At 65.7% G+C, this 19,864-nt stretch carries 16 protein-coding genes; 5 read left to right on the forward strand and 11 right to left on the reverse strand.

Annotation, left to right across the window (positions count from 1 at the left end; all coding sequences use genetic code 11):
• The first annotated feature begins 224 nt into the window (after positions 1-224).
• Positions 225-1,490 carry an EAL domain-containing protein gene (locus tag FAZ97_RS00795; RefSeq protein WP_158756744.1) on the forward strand — a complete coding sequence of 422 codons (1,266 nt, stop codon included), beginning with the start codon at positions 225-227 and terminating at the stop codon, positions 1,488-1,490.
• Positions 1,491-1,538: 48 nt separating this feature from the next.
• Positions 1,539-2,252, forward strand: coding sequence for a copper homeostasis protein CutC (locus tag FAZ97_RS00800; RefSeq protein ID WP_158756745.1), 714 nt, complete (start codon positions 1,539-1,541; stop codon positions 2,250-2,252).
• 60 nt (positions 2,253-2,312) lie between these two features.
• Here the strand turns inward: FAZ97_RS00800 and FAZ97_RS00805 are convergent, their stop codons facing one another.
• The 7 genes from FAZ97_RS00805 to FAZ97_RS00835 form a co-directional block, all read right to left on the reverse strand.
• Positions 2,313-5,918, reverse strand: coding sequence for an indolepyruvate ferredoxin oxidoreductase family protein (locus FAZ97_RS00805; protein ID WP_158756746.1), 3,606 nt, complete (start codon positions 5,916-5,918; stop codon positions 2,313-2,315).
• A gap of 211 nt (positions 5,919-6,129) precedes the next feature.
• A complete protein-coding gene (locus FAZ97_RS00810; RefSeq protein ID WP_407671815.1) occupies positions 6,130-6,996 on the reverse strand; it encodes an ion channel in 867 nt (288 codons plus the stop codon).
• Between the two features lie 347 nt (positions 6,997-7,343).
• Positions 7,344-7,589, reverse strand: coding sequence for a hypothetical protein (locus FAZ97_RS00815; protein ID WP_158756747.1), 246 nt, complete (start codon positions 7,587-7,589; stop codon positions 7,344-7,346).
• 122 nt (positions 7,590-7,711) lie between these two features.
• A complete protein-coding gene (locus FAZ97_RS00820; RefSeq protein WP_028201740.1) occupies positions 7,712-7,933 on the reverse strand; it encodes a hypothetical protein in 222 nt (73 codons plus the stop codon).
• Between the two features lie 232 nt (positions 7,934-8,165).
• Positions 8,166-9,149: a carbohydrate kinase family protein gene (locus FAZ97_RS00825; protein WP_158756748.1), complete on the reverse strand. Its 984-nt coding sequence runs from the start codon at positions 9,147-9,149 to the stop codon at positions 8,166-8,168.
• 16 nt (positions 9,150-9,165) lie between these two features.
• Positions 9,166-10,491: an AGE family epimerase/isomerase gene (locus tag FAZ97_RS00830; protein ID WP_233271600.1), complete on the reverse strand. Its 1,326-nt coding sequence runs from the start codon at positions 10,489-10,491 to the stop codon at positions 9,166-9,168.
• A 74-nt stretch (positions 10,492-10,565) separates the two neighbouring features.
• Entirely contained in the window at positions 10,566-11,621 is a 1,056-nt protein-coding gene (locus tag FAZ97_RS00835; protein ID WP_158756749.1) for a LacI family DNA-binding transcriptional regulator, read from the reverse strand.
• A 230-nt stretch (positions 11,622-11,851) separates the two neighbouring features.
• Here FAZ97_RS00835 and FAZ97_RS00840 point away from each other — a divergent pair, with 230 nt between their 5' ends.
• Positions 11,852-12,007 (forward strand): DUF3309 family protein, encoded by a 156-nt coding sequence (locus tag FAZ97_RS00840; protein ID WP_042296285.1) that lies wholly within the window; start codon positions 11,852-11,854, stop codon positions 12,005-12,007.
• 100 nt (positions 12,008-12,107) lie between these two features.
• On the opposite strand, the gene FAZ97_RS00845 is transcribed toward FAZ97_RS00840, so the two are convergent.
• On the reverse strand, positions 12,108-13,964 hold the full coding sequence (locus tag FAZ97_RS00845; protein ID WP_158756750.1) for an EAL domain-containing protein: 1,857 nt from the start codon (positions 13,962-13,964) through the stop codon (positions 12,108-12,110).
• A gap of 238 nt (positions 13,965-14,202) precedes the next feature.
• Positions 14,203-15,249 (reverse strand): bile acid:sodium symporter family protein, encoded by a 1,047-nt coding sequence (locus FAZ97_RS00850; protein ID WP_158756751.1) that lies wholly within the window; start codon positions 15,247-15,249, stop codon positions 14,203-14,205.
• 684 nt (positions 15,250-15,933) lie between these two features.
• Here FAZ97_RS00850 and FAZ97_RS00855 point away from each other — a divergent pair.
• Complete coding sequence (locus tag FAZ97_RS00855; RefSeq protein ID WP_233271601.1) at positions 15,934-16,371, forward strand: hypothetical protein; 438 nt, start codon at positions 15,934-15,936, stop codon at positions 16,369-16,371.
• Between the two features lie 531 nt (positions 16,372-16,902).
• Positions 16,903-18,000: a porin gene (locus tag FAZ97_RS00860; RefSeq protein ID WP_158756753.1), complete on the forward strand. Its 1,098-nt coding sequence runs from the start codon at positions 16,903-16,905 to the stop codon at positions 17,998-18,000.
• Between the two features lie 173 nt (positions 18,001-18,173).
• On the opposite strand, the gene FAZ97_RS00865 is transcribed toward FAZ97_RS00860, so the two are convergent.
• Both FAZ97_RS00865 and FAZ97_RS00870 read right to left on the reverse strand, forming a co-directional pair.
• Complete coding sequence (locus FAZ97_RS00865; protein ID WP_158756754.1) at positions 18,174-18,554, reverse strand: hypothetical protein; 381 nt, start codon at positions 18,552-18,554, stop codon at positions 18,174-18,176.
• A gap of 8 nt (positions 18,555-18,562) precedes the next feature.
• The gene (locus FAZ97_RS00870) at positions 18,563-19,648 is read right to left on the reverse strand and encodes a hypothetical protein (protein ID WP_158756755.1); all 1,086 of its coding nucleotides are present in this window, start codon (positions 19,646-19,648) and stop codon (positions 18,563-18,565) included.
• Positions 19,649-19,864 lie beyond the last annotated feature (216 nt).

Genomic DNA, 19,864 nt, shown 5'->3' on the forward strand with positions numbered 1-19,864 from the left:
TCGGTGCACCCAGCGATGCTTTGTACGGTGCATGGCGTGCCCAATCGCAGCGCACGCGACAGGCTAAAACGCATTTCCCGATGCGTGCCAGATCGCAGTGCGAGCGAGCACGGACCTTGCTTGATCCCTCCTGTGACGCAATGAAAAGCAGGCTACGGAGGAACGCGCAGACCGTGCAAAGGTTGTGCGGACGGCAGCGTCCTTCCTACGCGCTAGAGGATGGCATGATCACAGAGCAACAGGACAAAACCGCCGTGGCCCCTCACGGTTTCGATCTGAGCGTCACTTCGGGGCTACAGCGCTACAGCGCACACCACGGCGACCTCACGCTCACGAGCGTGTTCCAGCCGGTGTTCAGCCTCTCGCACATGCGTGCGGTGGGCTACGAAGGGCTGCTGCGAGCGCACGATCCACTCGACCGCCCGGTTTCGCCGCTCGACGTGTTCGGCGACGCCGCGCGCGTGGGCGACGCGCTGCTGGTGGACCGGCTCGCCCAGGGGCTGCATCTCGAGAACTTCGCGCTGCTGGGCGCGGAGCGCGAGTGGCTCTTTCTCAACGTGCATCCGGGCACGCTGATCGAGGCGTATCACTCGGCGGCGCTGCTTGCGAACCTGCGGCGGCTGAACATCGCGCCACGGCGGGTGGTGCTCGAAGTGCTCGAAGACGAAGGGACGGACCTCGAAGCCCTTGCGCAGGCCGTGGCGACGTTTCGCGAACGCGGCTTTCTGGTGGCGCTCGACGACTTCGGCGCGGGCAACGTCGACATTGGCCGCGTGTGGCAGTTGAACCCCGACATCGTCAAGCTCGACCGCATCATGTTGATGCACGCGCAGCACCGCGCCGACATGGCCGCGACGCTGCCCGCGCTCGTGGCGCTGCTGCACGACGCGGGCAAGCTGGTGCTGATCGAGGGCGTGGAGACGGAGCACGAGGCGCAGCTCGCGCTCGCGTGCAACGCGGACTTCGTGCAGGGCTTCTTCTTCGCGCGGCCGGCGCCCGGGCTCGCCGACGCCGCACAGGTCCAAGGCGTGATCGCCGAAGCGACGGAGCGTTTTCGTCAGCAGACCGAAACGCGCGAGCGCGGCGAGACCAATCGCCTCGCGCCCTATCTGCGTGCGTTCGAGCGCGCGGCGGAACGCCTTTCGGATGGCGAGCCGATGGAAGAGGTGTGCTGGAACTTCCTCGCGCTCGATCACGCGGCGCGCTGCTATCTGCTCGATTCGAACGGCAGGCAGGCGGGCCGCAACGTCGTGCTGCGCGTCGATCGCGCGGAGCGCGATGCGCGCTTTTTGCCGCTGGAGGACGCACAAGGGGCGAGCTGGCTGCGCAGGCCGTACTTCCGAAGCGCGCTCATCACGCCGGGGCGCGTGCACGTGACCGGACCGTATCTGTCGATCAACGAGGCGCTGCCGTGCCTGACGCTTTCGATGGCGGTGCAGGTGGGCGAGCGCCTGCGCGTGCTGTGCGGCGATATCGACTGGTTCGAGTAGGCACGCATCTGCGATCATGTCGTGTTCTCCATGACATGGCGCGCAAACATGCCAATCACACACCAGCGTGAACGGGTAGTGCTGGAAGTCATCGCGACCACGGTCGCCGACGCGCAAGCCGCCGCGCGCGGCGGCGCGGATCGTCTCGAACTCGTCACGGCGATGGGCGAGGGCGGCCTCACGCCGAGCATCGGCATGATCGAAGCCGTGGTCGAGGCGGTGACGATTCCGGTGAACGTGATCGTGCGGCCGCACAGCCGCTCATTCATTTACGATTCGAACGATTATTCGGTGATGCTGCTCGACGTGCGTGCCGCGAAGCGGGCGGGCGCAAATGCGGTCGTGATCGGCATGCTCACGCCATCGCATGAAGTCGATCGCGACGGCTTGCAACGCGCGATCGATGCCGCCGATGGCATGCCGCTCACGTTTCACCGCGCATTCGACGAAGCGCGCGATCTGCCGGAAGCGCTCGATGTGCTGCTCGGTTTCGAAGCCGTGACGAACGTGCTCACCTCGGGCGGCAAACCATCGGTGCTGGACGCGCAGGCGCAAATCGAAACGCTCGTGCAGCGCGCGGCGCACACGCATTGCACGGTGCTCGCGGGAGCCGGATTGACGGTCGATCGCGTAGCGGACTTCGTAAGCGCGACGCGGGTGCGCGCGGTTCACTTTGGCTCCGGCGTACGCGTTGACGGCAAAGGACTCGCGCCTGTCGACGAAAACAAGGTGCGGCGCGTGCGGACTCTGCTCGACGCCTGATCCATAAAAAAACGCGCGCCATTCGACTGAACGGCGCGCGTTTTCTGCCTTTACATCACCTTACTTCGCAACCACCACCGGGATACCGCGCAGCGCGCCCGCGCCCTTGAACGAAGCGAGCGCTTCCTGCACCGCAGCGCTGGTCTTCACGTCGACGGCAAGGCGGGCAGCCAGTTCACGCTCGCTGCGCTTCACCGCCGCGAGGTTAGCGAGCTTCACGTGCCCATAGCCGCGCACGCGTTGATGCAGGTTGGCGAGCTTGGCAACGTCGGCGGCGTTTTTGGCGGTGAGGCTGGCGAACGCACCGCGCAGCGTAGCCTCGTAGTCGCCGGCGAGTGCGCGTTCCATGCGGCGCTCCAGCGTCTTGCCGAACGGATCGAGCCACGTGCCGCGCACGCCGCGGCCCTTCTTCAGCAGCCCGAGCGCGCTCCACAGCCACTGGCCGAACTGCATCTTGCGCGGCGGCTGGCCGTTCTTCTCACGCGCGATGAGCGGCGGCGCGAGGTTGAACTTCACGGTGAAGTCGCTGCCCGCCGCGCCTTCGAACTGCGCTTCGAGCGCGGCGCGGAACGCCGGGTCGGTGTGCAGGCGCGCGACTTCGTATTCGTCCTTCACGGCGAGAAGCCGATAGAACGTGGTCGCGACGGCGCGCGCGAGCGTTTGCTCGGCGGTCTTGTCCGCGCTGCGGGCGGCATCGACCAGTGCACGATAACGCTTCACGTAGCTCGCGCCACCGTAGGCGAGCAGACGCGCTTCGCGGTCGGCGATCAGTTCGTCGAGCGTTTGCGTGAGCTTGCGTGCCGTGGCTTTGGCAGCCGCCGCGCGTTGGGTATCGAGCGCTTCGAGCGCGGCCGGATCGGCGGCGGCCATGCGGCCAATCGAAAACGCGAACAGGTTCGCCTTCACGGCCACGTTGTTCAGCTCGATGGCGCGCGTGAGCGCCGCGAGCGAAACCGGCACGAGGCCCAGCTGCCAGGCAAAACCGAGCATCACGATGTTCGCGCCGATCGTATCGCCGAGATAGCGCTGTGCGAGCGCCTGCGCATCGCACGCCGCGAGCGGATCTTGCGCGGTCATTGCGCCGTTGGTCGCCGCGTGACGCATTTTTGCGAGCAGCGCGTCGGCGTGCAGGTTCGCTTCGGGGTTCTGCACGAACGACGCATTCGGAATCTCATGCGTGTTCACGACGATGCGCGTGCGATCGTGACGCACCGTCTGCAGCGCGTCGGCGCTCGCGCCCACCACCATGTCGCAGGCGAGCAGCAGGTCGGCCTGCTGCGTGTCGATGCGCACCTGGTTGAGCAGCGCGTCGGTCGCGGCGAAGCGCACGAACGACAGCACCGAGCCGCCCTTTTGCGCAAAGCCCATGAAGTCGAGCACCGAAGCGCTCTTGCCTTCCAGATGCGCGGCCATGCTGATGAGCGCGCCCACGGTCACGACACCCGTGCCGCCCACGCCCGTCACGAGGATGTCGTAGGGCGCGTTGTCCAGGTGCGTAGCGGGAACCGGCAGCGCCTGAACGCGCGCGGCCAGCGCCTGCGGATCGAACGCCGCGCCCGCGGCCTTCTTGAGCTTGCCGCCCTCGATGGTCACGAAGCTCGGGCAGAAGCCGTTCACGCACGAATAGTCCTTGTTGCACGACGACTGGTCGATGCGGCGCTTGCGGCCCAGTTCCGTTTCCACCGGTTCGACCGAAAGACAGTTCGACTGCACGCCGCAGTCGCCGCAGCCTTCGCACACTTCCTCGTTGATGAAGAGGCGCTTGTCCGGGTCGGGGAATTCGCCTTTTTTGCGGCGGCGGCGCTTTTCGGCGGCGCACGTCTGGTCGTAGATCAGCACGGTCACGCCCGGCGTTTCGCGCAGCTCGCGCTGCACGGTGTCGAGTTCGCTGCGGTGATGGAACGTCGTGCCCTTCGGGAACAGGCCATGATGGCCGTCGTACTTCTCGGGCTCGTCGCTCACCACCACGAAGCGCGAGACGCCCTCGGCCTCCACCTGGCGCGCGATCTGCGGCACTGAGATGCTGCCGTCCACGGGCTGGCCGCCCGTCATCGCCACGGCGTCGTTGTAGAGGATCTTGTAGGTGATGTTGGTCTTTGCCGCCACCGCCTGGCGAATCGCGAGGATGCCTGAATGAAAGTAGGTGCCGTCGCCGAGATTCTGGAACACGTGCGGCATCTTCGTGAACATCGAATGCGCGGCCCAGTCCACGCCTTCGCCGCCCATCTGGATCAGGCCCGTGGTATCGCGCTCCATCCACGAAGCCATGAAGTGGCAGCCAATGCCGGCCTGCGCGATCGAGCCTTCGGGCACCTTCGTCGACGTGTTGTGCGGGCAGCCCGAGCAGAAGTACGGCGTGCGGCGCACGGCGTCGGCGGCGTTCGAGAGGATTTGCGGCGCGACGAGATCCACCACGCGCTCGCGGCGGTCGAGCGCGGGACGGTGCTTCGCGAGCCACGCGGCGAACACGGGCAGGATGCGCGACGGGCGCAGCTCACCCAGCTCGGAGAGCAGCAGCGTGCCGTCTTCGGCGTGCTTGCCGATGACGGTCGGGCGCGCGCCTTCCTTGCGGTTGTAGAGGTAGTCCTTGATCTGTTGCTCGATCACCGGGCCCTTTTCTTCGATCACGAGCACGTCGGTGAGGCCCGCGACGAACGCGTCGATACGCGACATCTCTAGCGGGAACGACAGGCCGACCTTGTAGACGCGCACGCCGGCGCGATCCAGATCGCCGATGGTGAGATCGAGACGGCGCAGCGTTTCCATCAGGTCCAGATGCGCTTTGCCGCAAGTGATGATGCCCACGTTCGCATGCGGGCTCGGCGCGATCCACTTGTCGATGCTGTTCATGCGCGCGAAGTGGCGCACGGCGTCGAGCTTGGCGGCCAGACGCTGCTCGATGGCGAGACTCGGCAGATCGGGCCAGCGGTTGTGCAGGCCGCCCGCCGGTGGCGTAAAGCCCTCCGGAGCCTGCCAGTCGGTCTTGATGGCATCGAGATCGACGGTCGAGCCCGACTCCACCGTCTCCGAAATCGCCTTGTAGCCCACCCACGCGCCCGAGTAACGCGAGAGCGCCCAGCCATACAGGCCGAATTCGAGCATATCGGCAATGTTCGACGGATTCACGACCGGCATGTGCCACGCCATCATCGCGAAGTCGCTCTGATGCGGCATCGAGGACGACACGCAGCCGTGGTCGTCGCCGGCCACGACCAGCACGCCGCCGTGCGGCGACGAGCCGTAGGCGTTGCCGTGCTTGAGCGCGTCGCCGGCGCGGTCGACGCCCGGGCCCTTGCCGTACCACATCGCGAACACGCCTTCGACGGTGCGCTCGGGGTCCGCTTCCACGCGCTGCGTGCCGAGCACGGCCGTGCCGCCCAGTTCCTCGTTGATGGCGGGCAGGAAGCGCACGTCGGCGGCTTCGAGCAGTTTCTTCGCCTTCCACGCCTGCTGGTCGACCATGCCGAGCGGCGAGCCGCGATAGCCGCTGATGAAGCCGGCGGTGTTCAGGTCATGCGCGCGGTCCAGCGCGCGCTGCATGAGCGGCAGGCGGATCAACGCCTGCGTGCCGGTCAGGAAGATGCGGCCGCGCGTGGCGGTGAGGTTGTCGGTGAGCTTGTAATCGGCGAGAGGCGGCGTATCGCCAAACGCGGGGCGCGCGGTCATTGGGGGAGTCTCCGTTCTATTGCATTCGCCTAGCCCTCTTGGGAGAGCGGCGAAAGAGACTCTATTTTTTCTCGCCAATGACGGAAATTTTTTGCTAACTCTCCGGCGTTGCCGCTTATTCGCGCGAGAGCCTGCCCGCGTCGGGCGAATTTGGAGAGAGATTTACCCCGCCTCGGCGCGATCCCGTCGAATCGGCCTTCGGGTAAGTCCGTCAGATCAGACGCGGCCCAAGGGGTCTCGCCCCGTCGAACGGCACGACATCGTGAAAGTGGGTGTAGTCCATCGTGCTCACGCCGTCCGCGTCGCTCATCAGGTCGACGTAGCGGTACTGCCAGCGGATCTGCCGGTCCGACCAGCTAAAGCGCGCCTGCATGGTCTGCGCGGTGGACTCGTCCGAGCCCTCGATTACGACATGCAGCGTGGCGTGCTGTTCGGCCAGCATCTCCGGCGTGGCGCCGTAGAGCGGGCTTGCCTCGTCGATCACGTGCATGAGATTCCAGCCCAGCGTGAAGAGCGGATGCTGGTCGCGCACGAGCTTGAGGTCGTGGATGCGCCGGGCGCGAAAGCCGTCCGACGAGGTTTCGATACGGATGAGCCGCAGCTTCGCGCCCGCTTCGGCAATCACGTTCTGGCGCGCGTTGGCGGCGCGCGCCATCAGCGTCATACGGCCTTCGATAGGGTGCACCACCACCTGGCGCGCGAACATGATCTTCGCGCGCGGGCGCGAGAAGCGCGCGAACACGAGGCCCGTGGCCAATGCGACGCCCGACATGCCGACGAAGATCTCGAGCGTGGCGACCATGTGCGCATAGATCGTTTGCGGATGCATGTCGCCGTAGCCGACGGTCGCAAGCGTCTCCACGCTAAAGAAGAACGCGCCGAGAAAGCCCTTCGGGTACTGGTTGGCGATGGGTGCGGTGCCGAGCTGGTAGAGGCACGCGAACACGCCGTTCATGAACAGGAAGAGCGCCGCGAGCGAGGCGAAGAACGTGGGCCAGCTCATGGTGAGGGCCGAGTGATAAAAGTCGCCCCAAGCCTGCGGCATGCCGTAGACGAGCACCTCGCGCGAGCCCACCATCAGCTTGCGCGGCGTGCCGCGCCGCGCTTTCTGCTTCGGGCCCGCAGGCGTTTCGGACTGGCAGGCGTCCATGTCCACCCCCGGCGAATCCTGCGGTGCCGATTCGGCTTGCTGGGCCGCTTCCTGGTTCGCGACGCGCTCCGGCGTTTCGGGCGTCATGGTCTTCCTGCGCTTTTGATGAGGGAAAGGGAGCGTAGCAATGCCGAAGCCACGCGGCAAGGCGACACGTCAAGCGTACCGCAAGACGGTATTGGGGAAGCGATGCGGGGACGATGCGCTAACGCCTCACTCCCGCGGCGCGGGCAGGAGTGAGCAGCAGTAAGGCGGGGCGGCGGCAGGCGTCGGGCTTACGGAAATCCGTGCGGCTTCGGAATGCCCGCGCCGTGTTCGATATCGGCGATGGCCTGGCGGCGTGCGGCGTCCACGGCTTGCGTGGACGCGTCGAAGCCCGCGTTGCCGCCGACCGTGACCCACGCCTGCACGGCCTTGTCGCGATGCGTGATCTGATACTCGGCGTCCCAGCGAGCGCCCTGCAGTTCGAGCGGATGCACGTGGATGGCGTAGACGCCGTAAAGAAAGAGCTGTTCGGACATGGCTAACCCCCTGTCGACCCAGAGTGAGTGCGTGAGCACTGACTCGGGTCCCATGCAGAGCACCCCCGTCTCTTGCCGCGCTGCCAGCAGACCCTGAGCGGGCGCCGGGTTCGACCCGCGACCTACAGTTCGAGCTCGCCGAGAATGCGATGCGCCAGCGCCTTGGCTTCTTCGAGAGCCTCTTCCGGCGTGCCCGATGCGGCTTCGACTTCATACACCGCGTTTTCGAGTTCCTCGCCGTCGTCGCGCGCCAGGGAGACCAGGCCCTGGTACTGGCCGGCGTTCATGGGCCGCACCGAGGCGACGGCCGTGTAGATCCCCTTGGTGTAGCTGACGTCTTCCATAACGTGCTCCTCGCGGAAGGAAACCCCTCGACGGGCCGCGCGGATCGGGCCGTGCAAGGCGAAGCGCGCAAGCGGCGCGCCTCGCCCGCAGCAAGAGGGAAATTCCATGCTAGCACGTTGCCCGCGCGCCTGCGGGACACACATATGACGGCGGCGCGGCGCTTTCATGTCAGCGCCGCGCCGTGTCCGCGCAGTGTGCCTGGCAGTGCGCCCGGCTCCGCACAGTGCGTCTTCAGTCGGCCAGCAGCGCGACGACTTCGTCGAGCGTCGGCGACCAGGCGCCGGGCCGGCGGCACGCGGCCGCGCCCGCGGCGAGCGCGAAGCCGAGATGCTGGCGCCAGTTGCGCTGAGGCGTGCTCATGAGGCTGAACAGCAAGCCGCCGATCGAGGCGTCGCCCGCACCCACCGTATCGGCCACCTCGACGCGCGGCGGCGCCGCCTCGATCACCTCGTTGCCCGCGTAGAGCGTGGCCGCCTGCGCGCCGCGCGTGACGAGCAGCGTGGCGGCCGGATTGAGCGCGCGCACGGCTTCGATGGCTTCTGCTTCGCTCTTGCCAGCGAACAGCATGCGCAGGTCTTCGTCGGAGACCTTGATGAGATCGGCGAGCGCGGCCATGCGGCGCAGGATCGGCTCGTAGCCGTGCGCCATGAGGTTGCGGTAGTTCGGATCGAAGCTGATCTTCACGCCGGCCGCGCGCAGTTCGGCGGCGAGCGTGGCGAGCGTTTCGCCGAGCGGCTGGCGCACGAGGCTGATGCAGCCGAAGTGCGCCCACTTCACGTGCGCGCGCCAGCCTTCGGGCAGCTTTGCGGGATCGAAGGCGAGGTCGGCGCTGTTGTCGCCGATGAAGTAGTACGCGGGCGGATGCGTCTGATGCACGATCGCGAGCAGCGGCGCGCGCTCCACGCGCTGCATGAAGCGCATGTCGAGCCCGGCGGCCACGCTCGCGTTCCAGAGCTCGTCCGAGAAGTTGTCCACTCCGAGCGCGCCGACGCTCGCCGTGGGCAGCCCGAGCCGCGCGACCGCGCGCGCGACGTTCCAGCCCGCGCCGCCTGGATGGGCGCGCCAGTGCGAGTCCATGCCGGGTGCGCCCGGCGGCGAACTGTGCGGCGTGCCTTCGGGCGCAGGGGTGCGCACGAGATCGGTGAGGATGTCGCCGGCCGAGATGAATGCCGGGAAGCCGGACGAGAAGTCCGGGCCGGTGCTGCAGGTGCTCATCGTCGTCTTCCTCTGTTTAGTTCTGGCCGCTCGTGCCCGTCATGCCGGCGTCGGCGGCGGTCGCTTCCTCGCGGCCCACGACCGGCGCCATGCCGCGTCCGGGCAGCGCGTTCAGCGCTTCGTAGCACGCGCCCATGGTGTGATAGTCGGTCTTGCCGGCGGGGCTCTTCTCGTCACTGTACTTGCGGTTGTCGCAGGTGAGGATGCGATACCACGCACCGTAGCGATGATCGACGAAATTCGCCCAGCTGTAGCGCCAGATCTCGTCGTACCAGTCCCAGAAGCGCTCGTTGCCGGTGCGCTTGCCGAGCAGCGCCGCCGTGGCGAAGGTTTCCGCCTGCACCCAGAAGTACTTGTCGTGATCGCACACCGTGCCGTCCGGACCGAAGCCGTAGTAGAGGCCGCCGTGATCGTTGTCCCAGGCGTGCGCCATGGCGGCGTCGAACAGCTCGATCGCGCGCGGCAGCAGCCAGGGCAGCGGGCGGTGACGCTCGAGCAGCAACAGCAGCTTCGCCCATTCCGTTTGGTGCCCCGGCTGAAAGCCCCACGGGCGGAAGATATTCGAGCTGTCTTCCTCGTTGTAATGCCAGTCGACCGACCAGTCGGCGTGAAAGTGCTCCCACACGAGCCCTTGCGAGAGCTTCGCCTGGCGCAGCGTGATGTTCGACGCGACGCGCTCGGCACGGTCGAGATAGACGAGATGGCCCGTTGCCTCGTAGGCCGCGAGCAGCGCCTCGGTCGTGTGCATGTTGGCGTTCTGGCCGCGATAGCCCGAGACGAGCCAGTCGGCGCTCGCCTCGTCGGCGTAGAGGCCCGCCGCGCCGTCCCAGAAGCGGTGTTCCATCAGATCGAAGGTCGCGCCGATCATCGGCCGGGCTTCCTCGATGCCGGCCATCGCCGCATGCGAGTAGGCGAGCAGCACGAACGCGAGGCCGTAGCAGTGACGCGTGGCGTCGAGCACGCGCTTCTTGCCGTCGCGCCAGTCGATCTCCCAGTCGTAGCCTTGCAGTTGCGGGTCCCAGTGGCCTTCGCGCAGGAACTGCAGGCCGTGGCGCGCGTATTCGAGGTGCTGCGGATCGCCGAACTCGCGATACGCCATCGCATAGTTGAAGACGTAGCGGCAGCTGCTCACGAGGTGCCGCGAGTGCGCGTTGTAGATCGAGCCGTCGTCGCGGAAGTAGTGGAAGAAGCCGCCCGACGGATCGAGCACGTTCGGCGCATAGAAGCGCAGCGTGTCCTGCACGTGGCCGAGCAGGAAGCCGCGCTCGCGAAAGGTCGCGACGGCGGGCACGGCGACGGGATGTGCGGTGGCGGAGGAGGCGGTGTCGGCGGTCATCGTCATGGCGTTCTCTTCTGGCTTGGACGTGGCTTCAGCGTAATTTCAGCGTGTTATCGGCGTGTTATCAGCGGAGCGCCTCAGGCGCTCTGTGGCGTGCTTGCAGTGTGACGGACAGCGTGCGCGGCGACGAGATTCGATGACGTCGCACCCAAGGTGCTCGCGCGCGCGACGAGCTGCACGGGCAAGCGGATCTCGCTCGTGGCAGGCGTTTCTTCGAGCAGCAGTTCGACGCCGCGCCGCCCGAGCGCTTCCTTGTCGACGGCGATCGTCGAGAGCGGCGGCGTGGCGTGCGTGGCGCCCGCGATATCGTCGAAACCGATGATGGCGATGTCCTCGGGCACGCGCAGGCCGTTGGCGAGGCACACGCGCATGGCGGCGAGCGCGGCGGCGTCGTTGTAGGCGAACAGGGCGTCGGGCTGCGGGCGCGACGCAGCTCGCGCCGAGTCGATCAAGCGCTGCATGGCGAGCGACGCGCCGGTGTCGGGGTCGAGGCCGCCGTCTATCGTCGTTTCGAGCGACGGGTCGAACAGCAGGCCCGCTTCGAAGAACGCGCGCCGGTAGCCGAGCGCGCGCTGCGCGATGCTGTAGTGCGCGAGCGACCCGCCGATGAACGCAATGCGCCGCCGCCCCAGCTCGAACAGATGCTGCATGGCGAGCGCGGCGCCCGCCGCGTTGTCGATGTTCACCGAGCGCAGGCCGGGCGCCCACAGGTCGATCAGCACGAGCGGCCGTTGCAGCGCGACGAGCGCGGCGAGCATTTCCGGCTCGACGAAACCCGCTACGGCGATGGCGTCGGGCGCGTGCAGGCGCAACTGCTGGACGGTGTCGTCGGCGGGGCCGGCCGTGAGCAGCGCGGGCACGATGCCGTGTTCGCGGCAGGCGTCTTCCACGCCATGCAGCACGTGCGAGAAGAACGGGCTCGCCGCGAAGTTGTTGTGCTGGCGATGGAGCAGGAAGGTGAGGCGGCGAATGCGCGGACGCAATTGCGCGCAGTCATAGCCGAGCGTGCGCGCGACTTCGACGATGCGCTCGCGCGTGGTTTCGGAAAGACCCGGCTGGTTTTTCAACGCGCGCGACACGGTGCCGATCGACACGTTGGCGGCCTGCGCGACGTCACGAATGGTTGTCCCCATGATTCCTGGCTTGCGATGAACGCGGTGAGCGTTCCGGGAGTGGTCAGGTGTGCGGCGATTGTATAGTAAAAATCCGTTCGAAAAACCCGAATCTACGCCTCGTATTCCAGGTAAATACCAGTAAACAATGAAATAAACGCAAACTTGTGTGTTTAGTAAAATTAACTAAACGAGTGCGGGTACGGCGATTGCGGAAAGCTGGGCACTCACATTCGACGTACGGAGGCATCATGCTCGGCACCCTGCTTCTGGTCATTCTGATCCTGCTGCTCATTGGCGCGTTTCCAGCGTGGCCGCACAGCCGCTCGTGGGGCTATGCGCCTTCGGGCACGCTCGGCATCGTCGTTATCGTGGTGGTCGTGCTGGTGTTGATGGGAACGATCTAGCGACGGCGCAGCAGCGAGGAAACAAAAACAGAACGGTCCGGCGCGCGGCGTGAGCCGCGCTGGGCTGCCGCTGGGGGAGATTCAGGCCGAATTCAGGCCGCTACGACGCGCTGGCGGCCTCGCCCGATGTCGAGCCGAGCATGGGGAGGAGGTCGGCGCTCGCGCTGCCGTCGATCACGACGAGTCCGCTGGCTTCCTGTTTCGCGCGGCGCTTGGCGAGAGCGGCGAGCGATGCGATCGCGTCGCTGCTGTGCTGCGCGCCTTCGCCCGGCGCGACGCGCACGCAGCCTATCGCCATCGTCACGAAGGTGAAGAAGGTGGCGTTGCCGTGGCGATCCTCGCCGTGAATGCCGCCTGCGCGCCGGTCGCCCGGCGCGTAAAAGCGCAGTGCGCCTTCGTTGAACGTTTCGATTGCCTGGCGCGCGCGCTCGCGCCACGTCTCGCTCTGGAACAGGATCAGGAAGTCGTCGCCGCCCACATGGCCGAGGAAGTCGCGCGTGGGGTCGCAGGCGTCGGCGAGCACCGTCGCCGCGAACTTGAGCACCTCGTCGCCCTGCCAGTAACCGTACTGATCGTTGAAGGGCTTGAACTGGTTCAGGTCGACGTAGCAGGCGTGAAAACCCGCGTCGTGCGAGAGCAGGCGCTCGATATGCGAGCTGATCGGAATGTTGCCCGGCAGGAAGGTGAGCGGATTCGCGTAGCGCGCGGCCTGGATGCGCACCTCCGTCACCGCGCGCACGAGGCTTTCGCCCGTGCCGAGTCCGGCATAGCGCCCGTTGTCGGTAATCACGAAGCCATCGGCGAGATAGCGCTGGTCGTCGCTGGCGAGGAGCGTGGCCATCTGCTCGACGCTCATCGACTGCTCGATCAGCACCGGCTGCGCGTTGGCGAACTGCAGGCACGCCTTCTTGCCGAACAGCTCGCGGTGGTAGGGCAGCGCATAGCGGTCCATGAACGCGCGCCGGTTGATGAGCGCGATGGGCGCTTCGTCTTCCACCACGGCCACCGCGTGCAGATCGGGTTGGCCGCTGAACAGTTCGAGCACGTCGTTGTTGGTCGCCTGGCGCGGCAGCGCGGGTGCGCGCACGAGCATCTTGCTGGCGGGCGCGCCGCCGCCCGCGGGCTGCGTGGCGGCACTGCGCGTGGCCTCGGGGAACACGGCGATATGGTCCGCGCGAATCGCCTCGCGCGCTTCGCGTGCGAGCACGCGCAGCGGCTCCCCGTTGGGGCGGCCAAAGAAAAAGCCCTGGCCGCAGTCGATGCCCATGTCGCGCAGCACGATCAGATCGGCGGCGTTCTCGATGCCCTCCGCCACGAGGCGCGCGCCGCTTGCCTGTGCGAAATGCTGCATGGCGCGCACGGCTTCGAACTTGAGCGCGTCGTGGGCGATGTCGTGGATGAAGAAGCGGTCGATCTTCACGACATCGGGCTGCAACTGCACCCAGAGGTTCAGGCTCGCGTTGGCCGTGCCGTAGTCGTCGAGCGCGAACTGGGCGCCGGCCGCGCGCAACGTTTCGACCACGGGCGAGAAGTTGCGCAGGTCGTGGATGGCGCTCTGCTCGGTGAGTTCGATCACAAAGCGCGTCGGGTCGATCGGGCCGTCGAAGAGGGCGAGCGCGGCGTCGCCGGCAGCGGTGAGCTGGCGCAGCGCGTCGGCGCTGAAATTGAGGAACAGCTTGCCGGGGCAGCCGAGCCCGGCGAACGTTTCGATGCAGGTGCGGGCGGCCGCGCGTTCGAGCGCGGCGGTGCATTGTTCGTCGCCGGCGCGCGCGAAGAGGGCGGCGGGCGTTTCGAGCGGCGAGCCGGCCGGCCCGCGAATGAGGCCCTCATAGCCGAGGATCGCGCCACCGTCGAAATCGACAATGGGCTGGAAGACCGCGCGTAGCTGGCGCTGGGCGATCAGTGCCCCGACGCCGGGCGTGGCGTGATGGAGTGGCGCGCGAGCAGACGCAGACATGGACAGGCCAGAACGGGCGAAGACGTTGAACTTAACGGCATATCATCCGATGAATTAAATGAAATTTTGGTGACAGTACCGGGAAGCCCGACTTTTGGGCGGACATCGGACGCGCGTGGAGCGCGGGGGAGGCGGGAAGGAGAGAGGGGTGCGCCGCGGGCCGGCCGCGGTGTTTGCTGCAGCAGGGCGGCGATTCCTCGCCGCCCTGAATGACAAATCGAACGATGCCCGGTGGCGCTTAGCGGCGCGCAGCCGTAGCGGTGCGCTCGCCCGCACTGCCGCGCGATTCGTCGCCCGCGCTGGCGGCGCGCTCGGCGCTCATGTCGCGGGCGCCCCAGCGCTGGGCGAGCGCGGCGCACACCATGAGCTGGATCTGATGGAACAGCATGAGCGGCAGCACGACCGCGCCCACGGCGTTCGAGGCGAAGATGACCTTTGCCATCGGCACGCCGGCCGCGAGGCTCTTTTTCGAACCGCAGAAAATGATGGTGATCTGGTCGGCGCGCGAGAAGCCGAGCTTCTTGCTCGTGTACATCGTGATGCCGAGCGCGAGCGCGAGCAGCACCGCGTTCACCACGAGCAGCCCGCCGAGCGCGGCGAGCGGAATGTGATGCCAGAGCCCTTCGTTGACGGCCTCGGAAAATGCCCCGAACACCACGAGCAGGATCGAGCCCTGATCGACGAACTTGAGCACGCCCTTGTTGCGCTCGATCCAGCGGCCGATCACCGGACGCAGCAACTGGCCGGCCACGAACGGCACGAGCAGCTGTAGCACGATGTTCCACACGGTGTGCCAGGCCGAACCGCCGCCCGCGTTCTGGTTCGTGACGATCAGGCTCACGAGCGCGGGCGTGACGAAGATGCCGATCAGGCTCGACGCCGAAGCGCTGCAAACGGCGGCGGGCACGTTGCCGCGCGCCATCGAGGTAAAGGCGATGGATGACTGCACCGTGGAAGGCAGCGTGCAGAGGAACAGCACGCCCGCGTAGAGCGCCGGGGTGACGAGCGGCGACAGCACGGGCTTGAGCGCGAGCCCCAGCGCCGGAAAGAGGACGAAGGTGCTGAGCAGCACGACGATGTGCAGCCGCCAGTGCGTCGCACCTGCGACGATCGCCTCGCGCGAAAGCTTGGCGCCATGCAGGAAGAACAGCAGGCCGACAGCGACGTTGGTCAGCCAGTTGAAGCCGGTGGCGGCCTGGCCGTGCACCGGGAACAGGCTCGCAAGAATCACCGTGCCGACAAGGCAAAGGGTGAAGTTATCGGGCAGGAATTTCGGACGTGCCATCGGACAATCTCTAGTGCGCGCCTGGGCGCTGGCTGCGCGCAATCGGTGTGCGTGCAACGAGTGAATCGGAGCGCCTATTGTCGGCTCAAGCCGATTGAAAAAGCAAATTCATTTGAAGCATCGATTGATGATGGATACGCATGGATCGCCAGAATCGATGACTCCTTTATGCCGGATTCCTGATTGCCGTGCGAGGGGATTTCCGCGCCGCAAAAGTCGTCAGGAGTCCGCGCATTCTTCAGATGTTGAGGCTGTGCTCAAGCATCAAGCGGACCGCTCCCCTACCTGCCCGGAGCGCCTTGCCAGACGGCCTTCCGGGGCCGCGTCCGGAACCGGAAAACCCAGCAGTAACATGGTGTTACAACCCTTCGGGCGGCATAACATCTTTTGGCTCGACACCCATTCGGCACGCCCATAAATTACCGTCAAAGGGACGCCCGAATCGTTGTGGCGGCAATCGTTACGCGCTGCGCGGCGTGCGTCCCGGGGCTGGCCCGCCATGGCCCGAGTGGCGGGTTGCCAAGCGCAACGTCGGGCAGGCAAAACGTCACAATGCACGCAGGGTTGTCAAAACTGGGACAGTGGATCTTGGGGGCCGGATTAGCGGCCTTCTTTGCGCTCGCCCATGCTCAGCCCGGTTTTCCGGGGCACGGCGGGGGCGGCGGTTTCGCGCGCGCACATTCCATGCCCGCCATGCACTCGATGCCCGCGCCGCGGGCCGGCATGTCGTGGGGCGGCGGCTACCGCGGCGCCCCAGAGCGCGGCCGCGGCCCCGCCGCAGCGCCCATGCGCGTGGCCGATCAGGGCGGACGCTATGAACGCGGTGGCAACCGTGCGCCAAACCAGTGGCAGGGCCAGGTCCAGCAGCAGGCTCCCCGCCGCGACTACAGCTATGGCACGCCGTTCGGCGGCTACGGCGGCTATCGTGGCAACCCCATTACGCCCGTGAGCGCGGAATCGCGCCAGGTGCCGCATCCGCCGGCCGACTCGCCGGTGCGCGCGGGCTCGATTCGCGAAGACGTCGCCCGGTACAACGAAGAGCGCGGCGGCAGCTACCGGCCGTTCCCGCGCAACGGCGGCGAAGTCCCGCGCCCCCCCATGCCCTCGCCTTACCGCAACTAGGCGCTGCCCTCGCGGCTGCTTTTGCTTTCTCCCGCCTCGGGCTTTCTGCGTTTTTCTCCCGTTTTCTAAAGTTAATCGCTTCGGGTATTGACCTGTTAGCGCTGTCTGAACACGTCCAAAACAAGTCCGGTTCGCCCACGTTGTGAAAACTGACGCGTGGATACCACACTTTTTTGGAAATCTCTCGTCATACAGAACCCTTTCGTCTCAAATCTCGCTTTCGCTTCGGCGGCGCGTCATTTGCAGCCCGGCGCGTGCGGCAGCGCCCCGCTGGGCGCGGCTCGGCAGCCTGCGATGCGCAGTGACGCAGCGCAGCGCGAAGCAGCGTCGACAGCGGCAAAACAGGTCTTACGGATGGCAAACTAATCCGCCCGATATACCGGCAATAACACCGCTTATTTTTGACCATAAAAATGGTCCGCAAAGATGGATCCGCCCAGAACGGCCACGCCTGCGAACGACGAAAAAACCAAGCTTTGCGCGAGCGCCTCAGCCGCCCGACACCCTTTTTTGACAAAGACTGGAGAACCCATGAATACAACGGTCAGCCGCGCGCTGCGCACCACCCTCAAGGCGAGCGCGTTCGCCGCTGTTCTTGCCGCCGCGTCCTCGTCGGCGTTTGCGCAGTCGAGCGTCCAGCTCTACGGCCAGGTCGACGAATGGGTCGGGGCGACGAAATTCCCGGGCGGCCAGACCGCCTGGAACGTGGGCGGCGGGGGCATGTCCACGTCGTACTGGGGCATGAAGGGCTCCGAAGACCTGGGCGGCGGCTACAAGGCGATCTTCACGCTGGAAAGCTTCTTCCGCGCGCAGAACGGCCAGTTCGGCCGCTTCGAAGGCGACACGTTCTTCGCCCGCAACGCGTACGTCGGCCTCGAGTCGCCTTACGGCACGGTCACGGCGGGGCGCCTGACGACGCAGCTGTTCGTCTCGACGATTCTCTTCAACCCGTTTGGCGATTCGTACACCTTCTCGCCGATGGTGTACCACGTGTACCTCGGCCTCTCGACGTTCCCGACCTACACGACCGACCAGGGCGTGGTGGGCGACTCGGGCTGGAACAACGCGGTCCAGTATTCGACGCCCAACTTCAACGGCCTCTCCGGTTCGGCGATGTACGCCTTCGGCAACCAGGCTGGCGAGAACGGTTCGAAGAAGTGGAGCGTGCAGGGCCTGTATTTCCATGGCCCGTTCGCGGCCACGGCCGTCTATCAGTACGTGAACTTCAACAATACGCCGGGCGACATCGGCAGCATCGTGAGCGGCGACACGACCATCGTCGGCCTGAAGAGCCAGGGCGTCGCACAACTCGGCCTCTCATACGACCTCAAGTTCGTGAAGTTCTTCGGCCAGTACATGTACACGGCGAACTGGCAGCAGGAGGGCAGCTGGCACGTGAACACCGCCCAGGGCGGCGTGACGGCGCCGGTTGGCCCGGGTACGGTCATGGCCTCGTACGCGTATTCGCGCAACGGCGGCGGCCTGAACCAGACGCGCCAGACGGCGGCCATCGGCTACGACTACCCGCTCTCGAAGCGCACCGACGTCTACGCGGCGTACATGTACGACCACTTCGACAACATGTCGAGCGGCCAGACCTACGGCGTGGGCCTGCGCGCGAAGTTCTGACCGGCGCTGCCTCCCGAGTCGACGTCCGACGTTCGGCAGCAAAACCCCGCGTTGCGTGCAGCGCGGGGTTTTTTGCATCTGGCCTGGCATGGGCGTGTCCGCGGCACTCAGGTTGGCGGCAACGATGGGGGAGCGAAAAAAGGCTGGCTCGCGTGAGCCAGGATATTCGCTTTTCATGCTGTGTCTTCCCGGATCAGGATCGAATCGAACTCTATGGCGATCGCAAAGCCAGCGGTGGGATGTAGATAGACAATGTGCTGCGCTGTTCTTTTGGCGGGCAATGAGCACTTCAGCAGATTCTGCGCAAGTGACTCTAGTTGCGTGTTTGGCAGTGCCCGCTCCAGTGATAGCACGATATTGACTGTGCCGCCGTTCTCGATACCCAGACGAGTCATTCCTCGAAAGGTGACCGTTGCTCGCCGCGTTCCAAGTTTGAGACCCAAAATCAATGTGTCGGGACAAGTCAGGTCGGATTCATTTTGTAGCACGATGCGATCGACGTACCAATCATGGAAGTAATCGTACGCGTGGAGCGTTGCATCAATATCTGTCACAGCTTGCCTCACCAGGGGAGAATTGAAACAGGCCAACCTTGATCGCGCACGTTGCCATCCCAGTTATGCGCGTGGGGATTCGGCTGGCCGTGATGGGAATCGAAGTCGATGTCCACCGCTGCCGAGCCATCAGAGCCAAACATGCGCCATTGCTTCTTCATCCCGGGGCCGCTTTCAATCCAGGAGTTCGGATCGCCGGTCATATTGGGAATGCCGGCGACATCGAAAGTACTGCCGCTGGCGGAGTCTGGCTGATAGTTAAACGGCCGCGCATCGCCGAGCGATGTCGAATCGCCGCCAGAATCTGCGCTGAACAGGGCGCCGCCAAACGTGACGCCATCGTCGCCTTCGGTGTCGCCGATATCAGTATTTTCGTCAACGCCGCCAAACAAAACGCCCGCCGCCGACTCGACGAAGCCGGGCAAGCCAAAACCATCGTCAGCCTTGGCCGGTGCGCCGAGGTTCGGCAGCGGATCGAGCGTAACGCCAACGCCTCCAGCAGGCGTGTCCAACGCGGGAAGTTCGCCGTTGGCTCGCTGGAGGGCCAGAAACTCGTCGTAACTGATGACTTTGGGCTGATACCCGTTACCGCCGCCTCCCATCGCGGGCCAGCGCTGCGGTGCGGGATCGGGCTGTGCCACACGTGGCAGGCCGCGATATTCGCGGTTGATGACAGGCACAAGCCGACCGGATGCGACCGCATCGCACAGCAGTTTCCGCACCTCCGCGACATCGGTCGGAAGGTTCCAGTGCGCCAGTTTCAACCGGTCGCGGACAAACGTCTGAACCTCGCGTAGTGCCTTTTCCCCGGTAATCGTATGCAAGTCCCAGTTCGGGCGGAAATGGCGCACAAAGGCCACCCGGTCTTGCGTGAGCTGCCTGAGTCTGTCCTTTTCCCACAGCTCGCTTTCGTCCACTTCGGGCAGCGCATTCCACGACCAGAGGTCGCGGTCCCGGCCCGCGTTCGGGTAAAGCCAGCGTGCCGGCAGATCCCGGTAGCCACGCCCAAAGCATGTCAGGTCGAAATACTGCGGCCCTGGAATCAGCGTGCATTGCCAGCCGGTTTCGAGCGATACGTATAGCGTGTTCCACATCACAGGCTACCTGTCCTCTTTTCGGGCTTTCAGCGTACGTTGTATCCAGAGGGAAAATCGTCAAAGAAGGCCAAGCCTTGCTCCCCACCAAGGCCTCGTCAATGAGATACGCGAGATGCATGGATTCTGGGAATTGCCTTGCGATGCCAGACGCACCTGCGCGTTTCAACACCCGCATTTGATAAAACGAGCAAAATATCGCCGATTGATTCCCGT

Source organism: Paraburkholderia acidiphila (genome assembly GCF_009789655.1).
Lineage (GTDB): Bacteria > Pseudomonadota > Gammaproteobacteria > Burkholderiales > Burkholderiaceae > Paraburkholderia > Paraburkholderia acidiphila.

Coding starts and splice junctions, on each gene's coding strand:
- FAZ97_RS00855 (WP_233271601.1), top strand. CDS start 15,934: ATGCCCGCCATGCACTCGATGCCCGCGCCGCGGGCCGGCATGTCGTGG.
- FAZ97_RS00815 (WP_158756747.1), bottom strand. CDS start 7,589: ATGTCCGAACAGCTCTTTCTTTACGGCGTCTACGCCATCCACGTGCAT.
- FAZ97_RS00805 (WP_158756746.1), bottom strand. CDS start 5,918: ATGACCGCGCGCCCCGCGTTTGGCGATACGCCGCCTCTCGCCGATTAC.
- FAZ97_RS00845 (WP_158756750.1), bottom strand. CDS start 13,964: ATGTCTGCGTCTGCTCGCGCGCCACTCCATCACGCCACGCCCGGCGTC.
- FAZ97_RS00870 (WP_158756755.1), bottom strand. CDS start 19,648: ATGTGGAACACGCTATACGTATCGCTCGAAACCGGCTGGCAATGCACG.
- FAZ97_RS00795 (WP_158756744.1), top strand. CDS start 225: ATGATCACAGAGCAACAGGACAAAACCGCCGTGGCCCCTCACGGTTTC.
- FAZ97_RS00840 (WP_042296285.1), top strand. CDS start 11,852: ATGCTCGGCACCCTGCTTCTGGTCATTCTGATCCTGCTGCTCATTGGC.
- FAZ97_RS00820 (WP_028201740.1), bottom strand. CDS start 7,933: ATGGAAGACGTCAGCTACACCAAGGGGATCTACACGGCCGTCGCCTCG.
- FAZ97_RS00835 (WP_158756749.1), bottom strand. CDS start 11,621: ATGGGGACAACCATTCGTGACGTCGCGCAGGCCGCCAACGTGTCGATC.
- FAZ97_RS00810 (WP_407671815.1), bottom strand. CDS start 6,996: ATGGTGGGCTCGCGCGAGGTGCTCGTCTACGGCATGCCGCAGGCTTGG.
- FAZ97_RS00800 (WP_158756745.1), top strand. CDS start 1,539: ATGCCAATCACACACCAGCGTGAACGGGTAGTGCTGGAAGTCATCGCG.
- FAZ97_RS00860 (WP_158756753.1), top strand. CDS start 16,903: ATGAATACAACGGTCAGCCGCGCGCTGCGCACCACCCTCAAGGCGAGC.
- FAZ97_RS00825 (WP_158756748.1), bottom strand. CDS start 9,149: ATGAGCACCTGCAGCACCGGCCCGGACTTCTCGTCCGGCTTCCCGGCA.
- FAZ97_RS00830 (WP_233271600.1), bottom strand. CDS start 10,491: ATGACGATGACCGCCGACACCGCCTCCTCCGCCACCGCACATCCCGTC.
- FAZ97_RS00850 (WP_158756751.1), bottom strand. CDS start 15,249: ATGGCACGTCCGAAATTCCTGCCCGATAACTTCACCCTTTGCCTTGTC.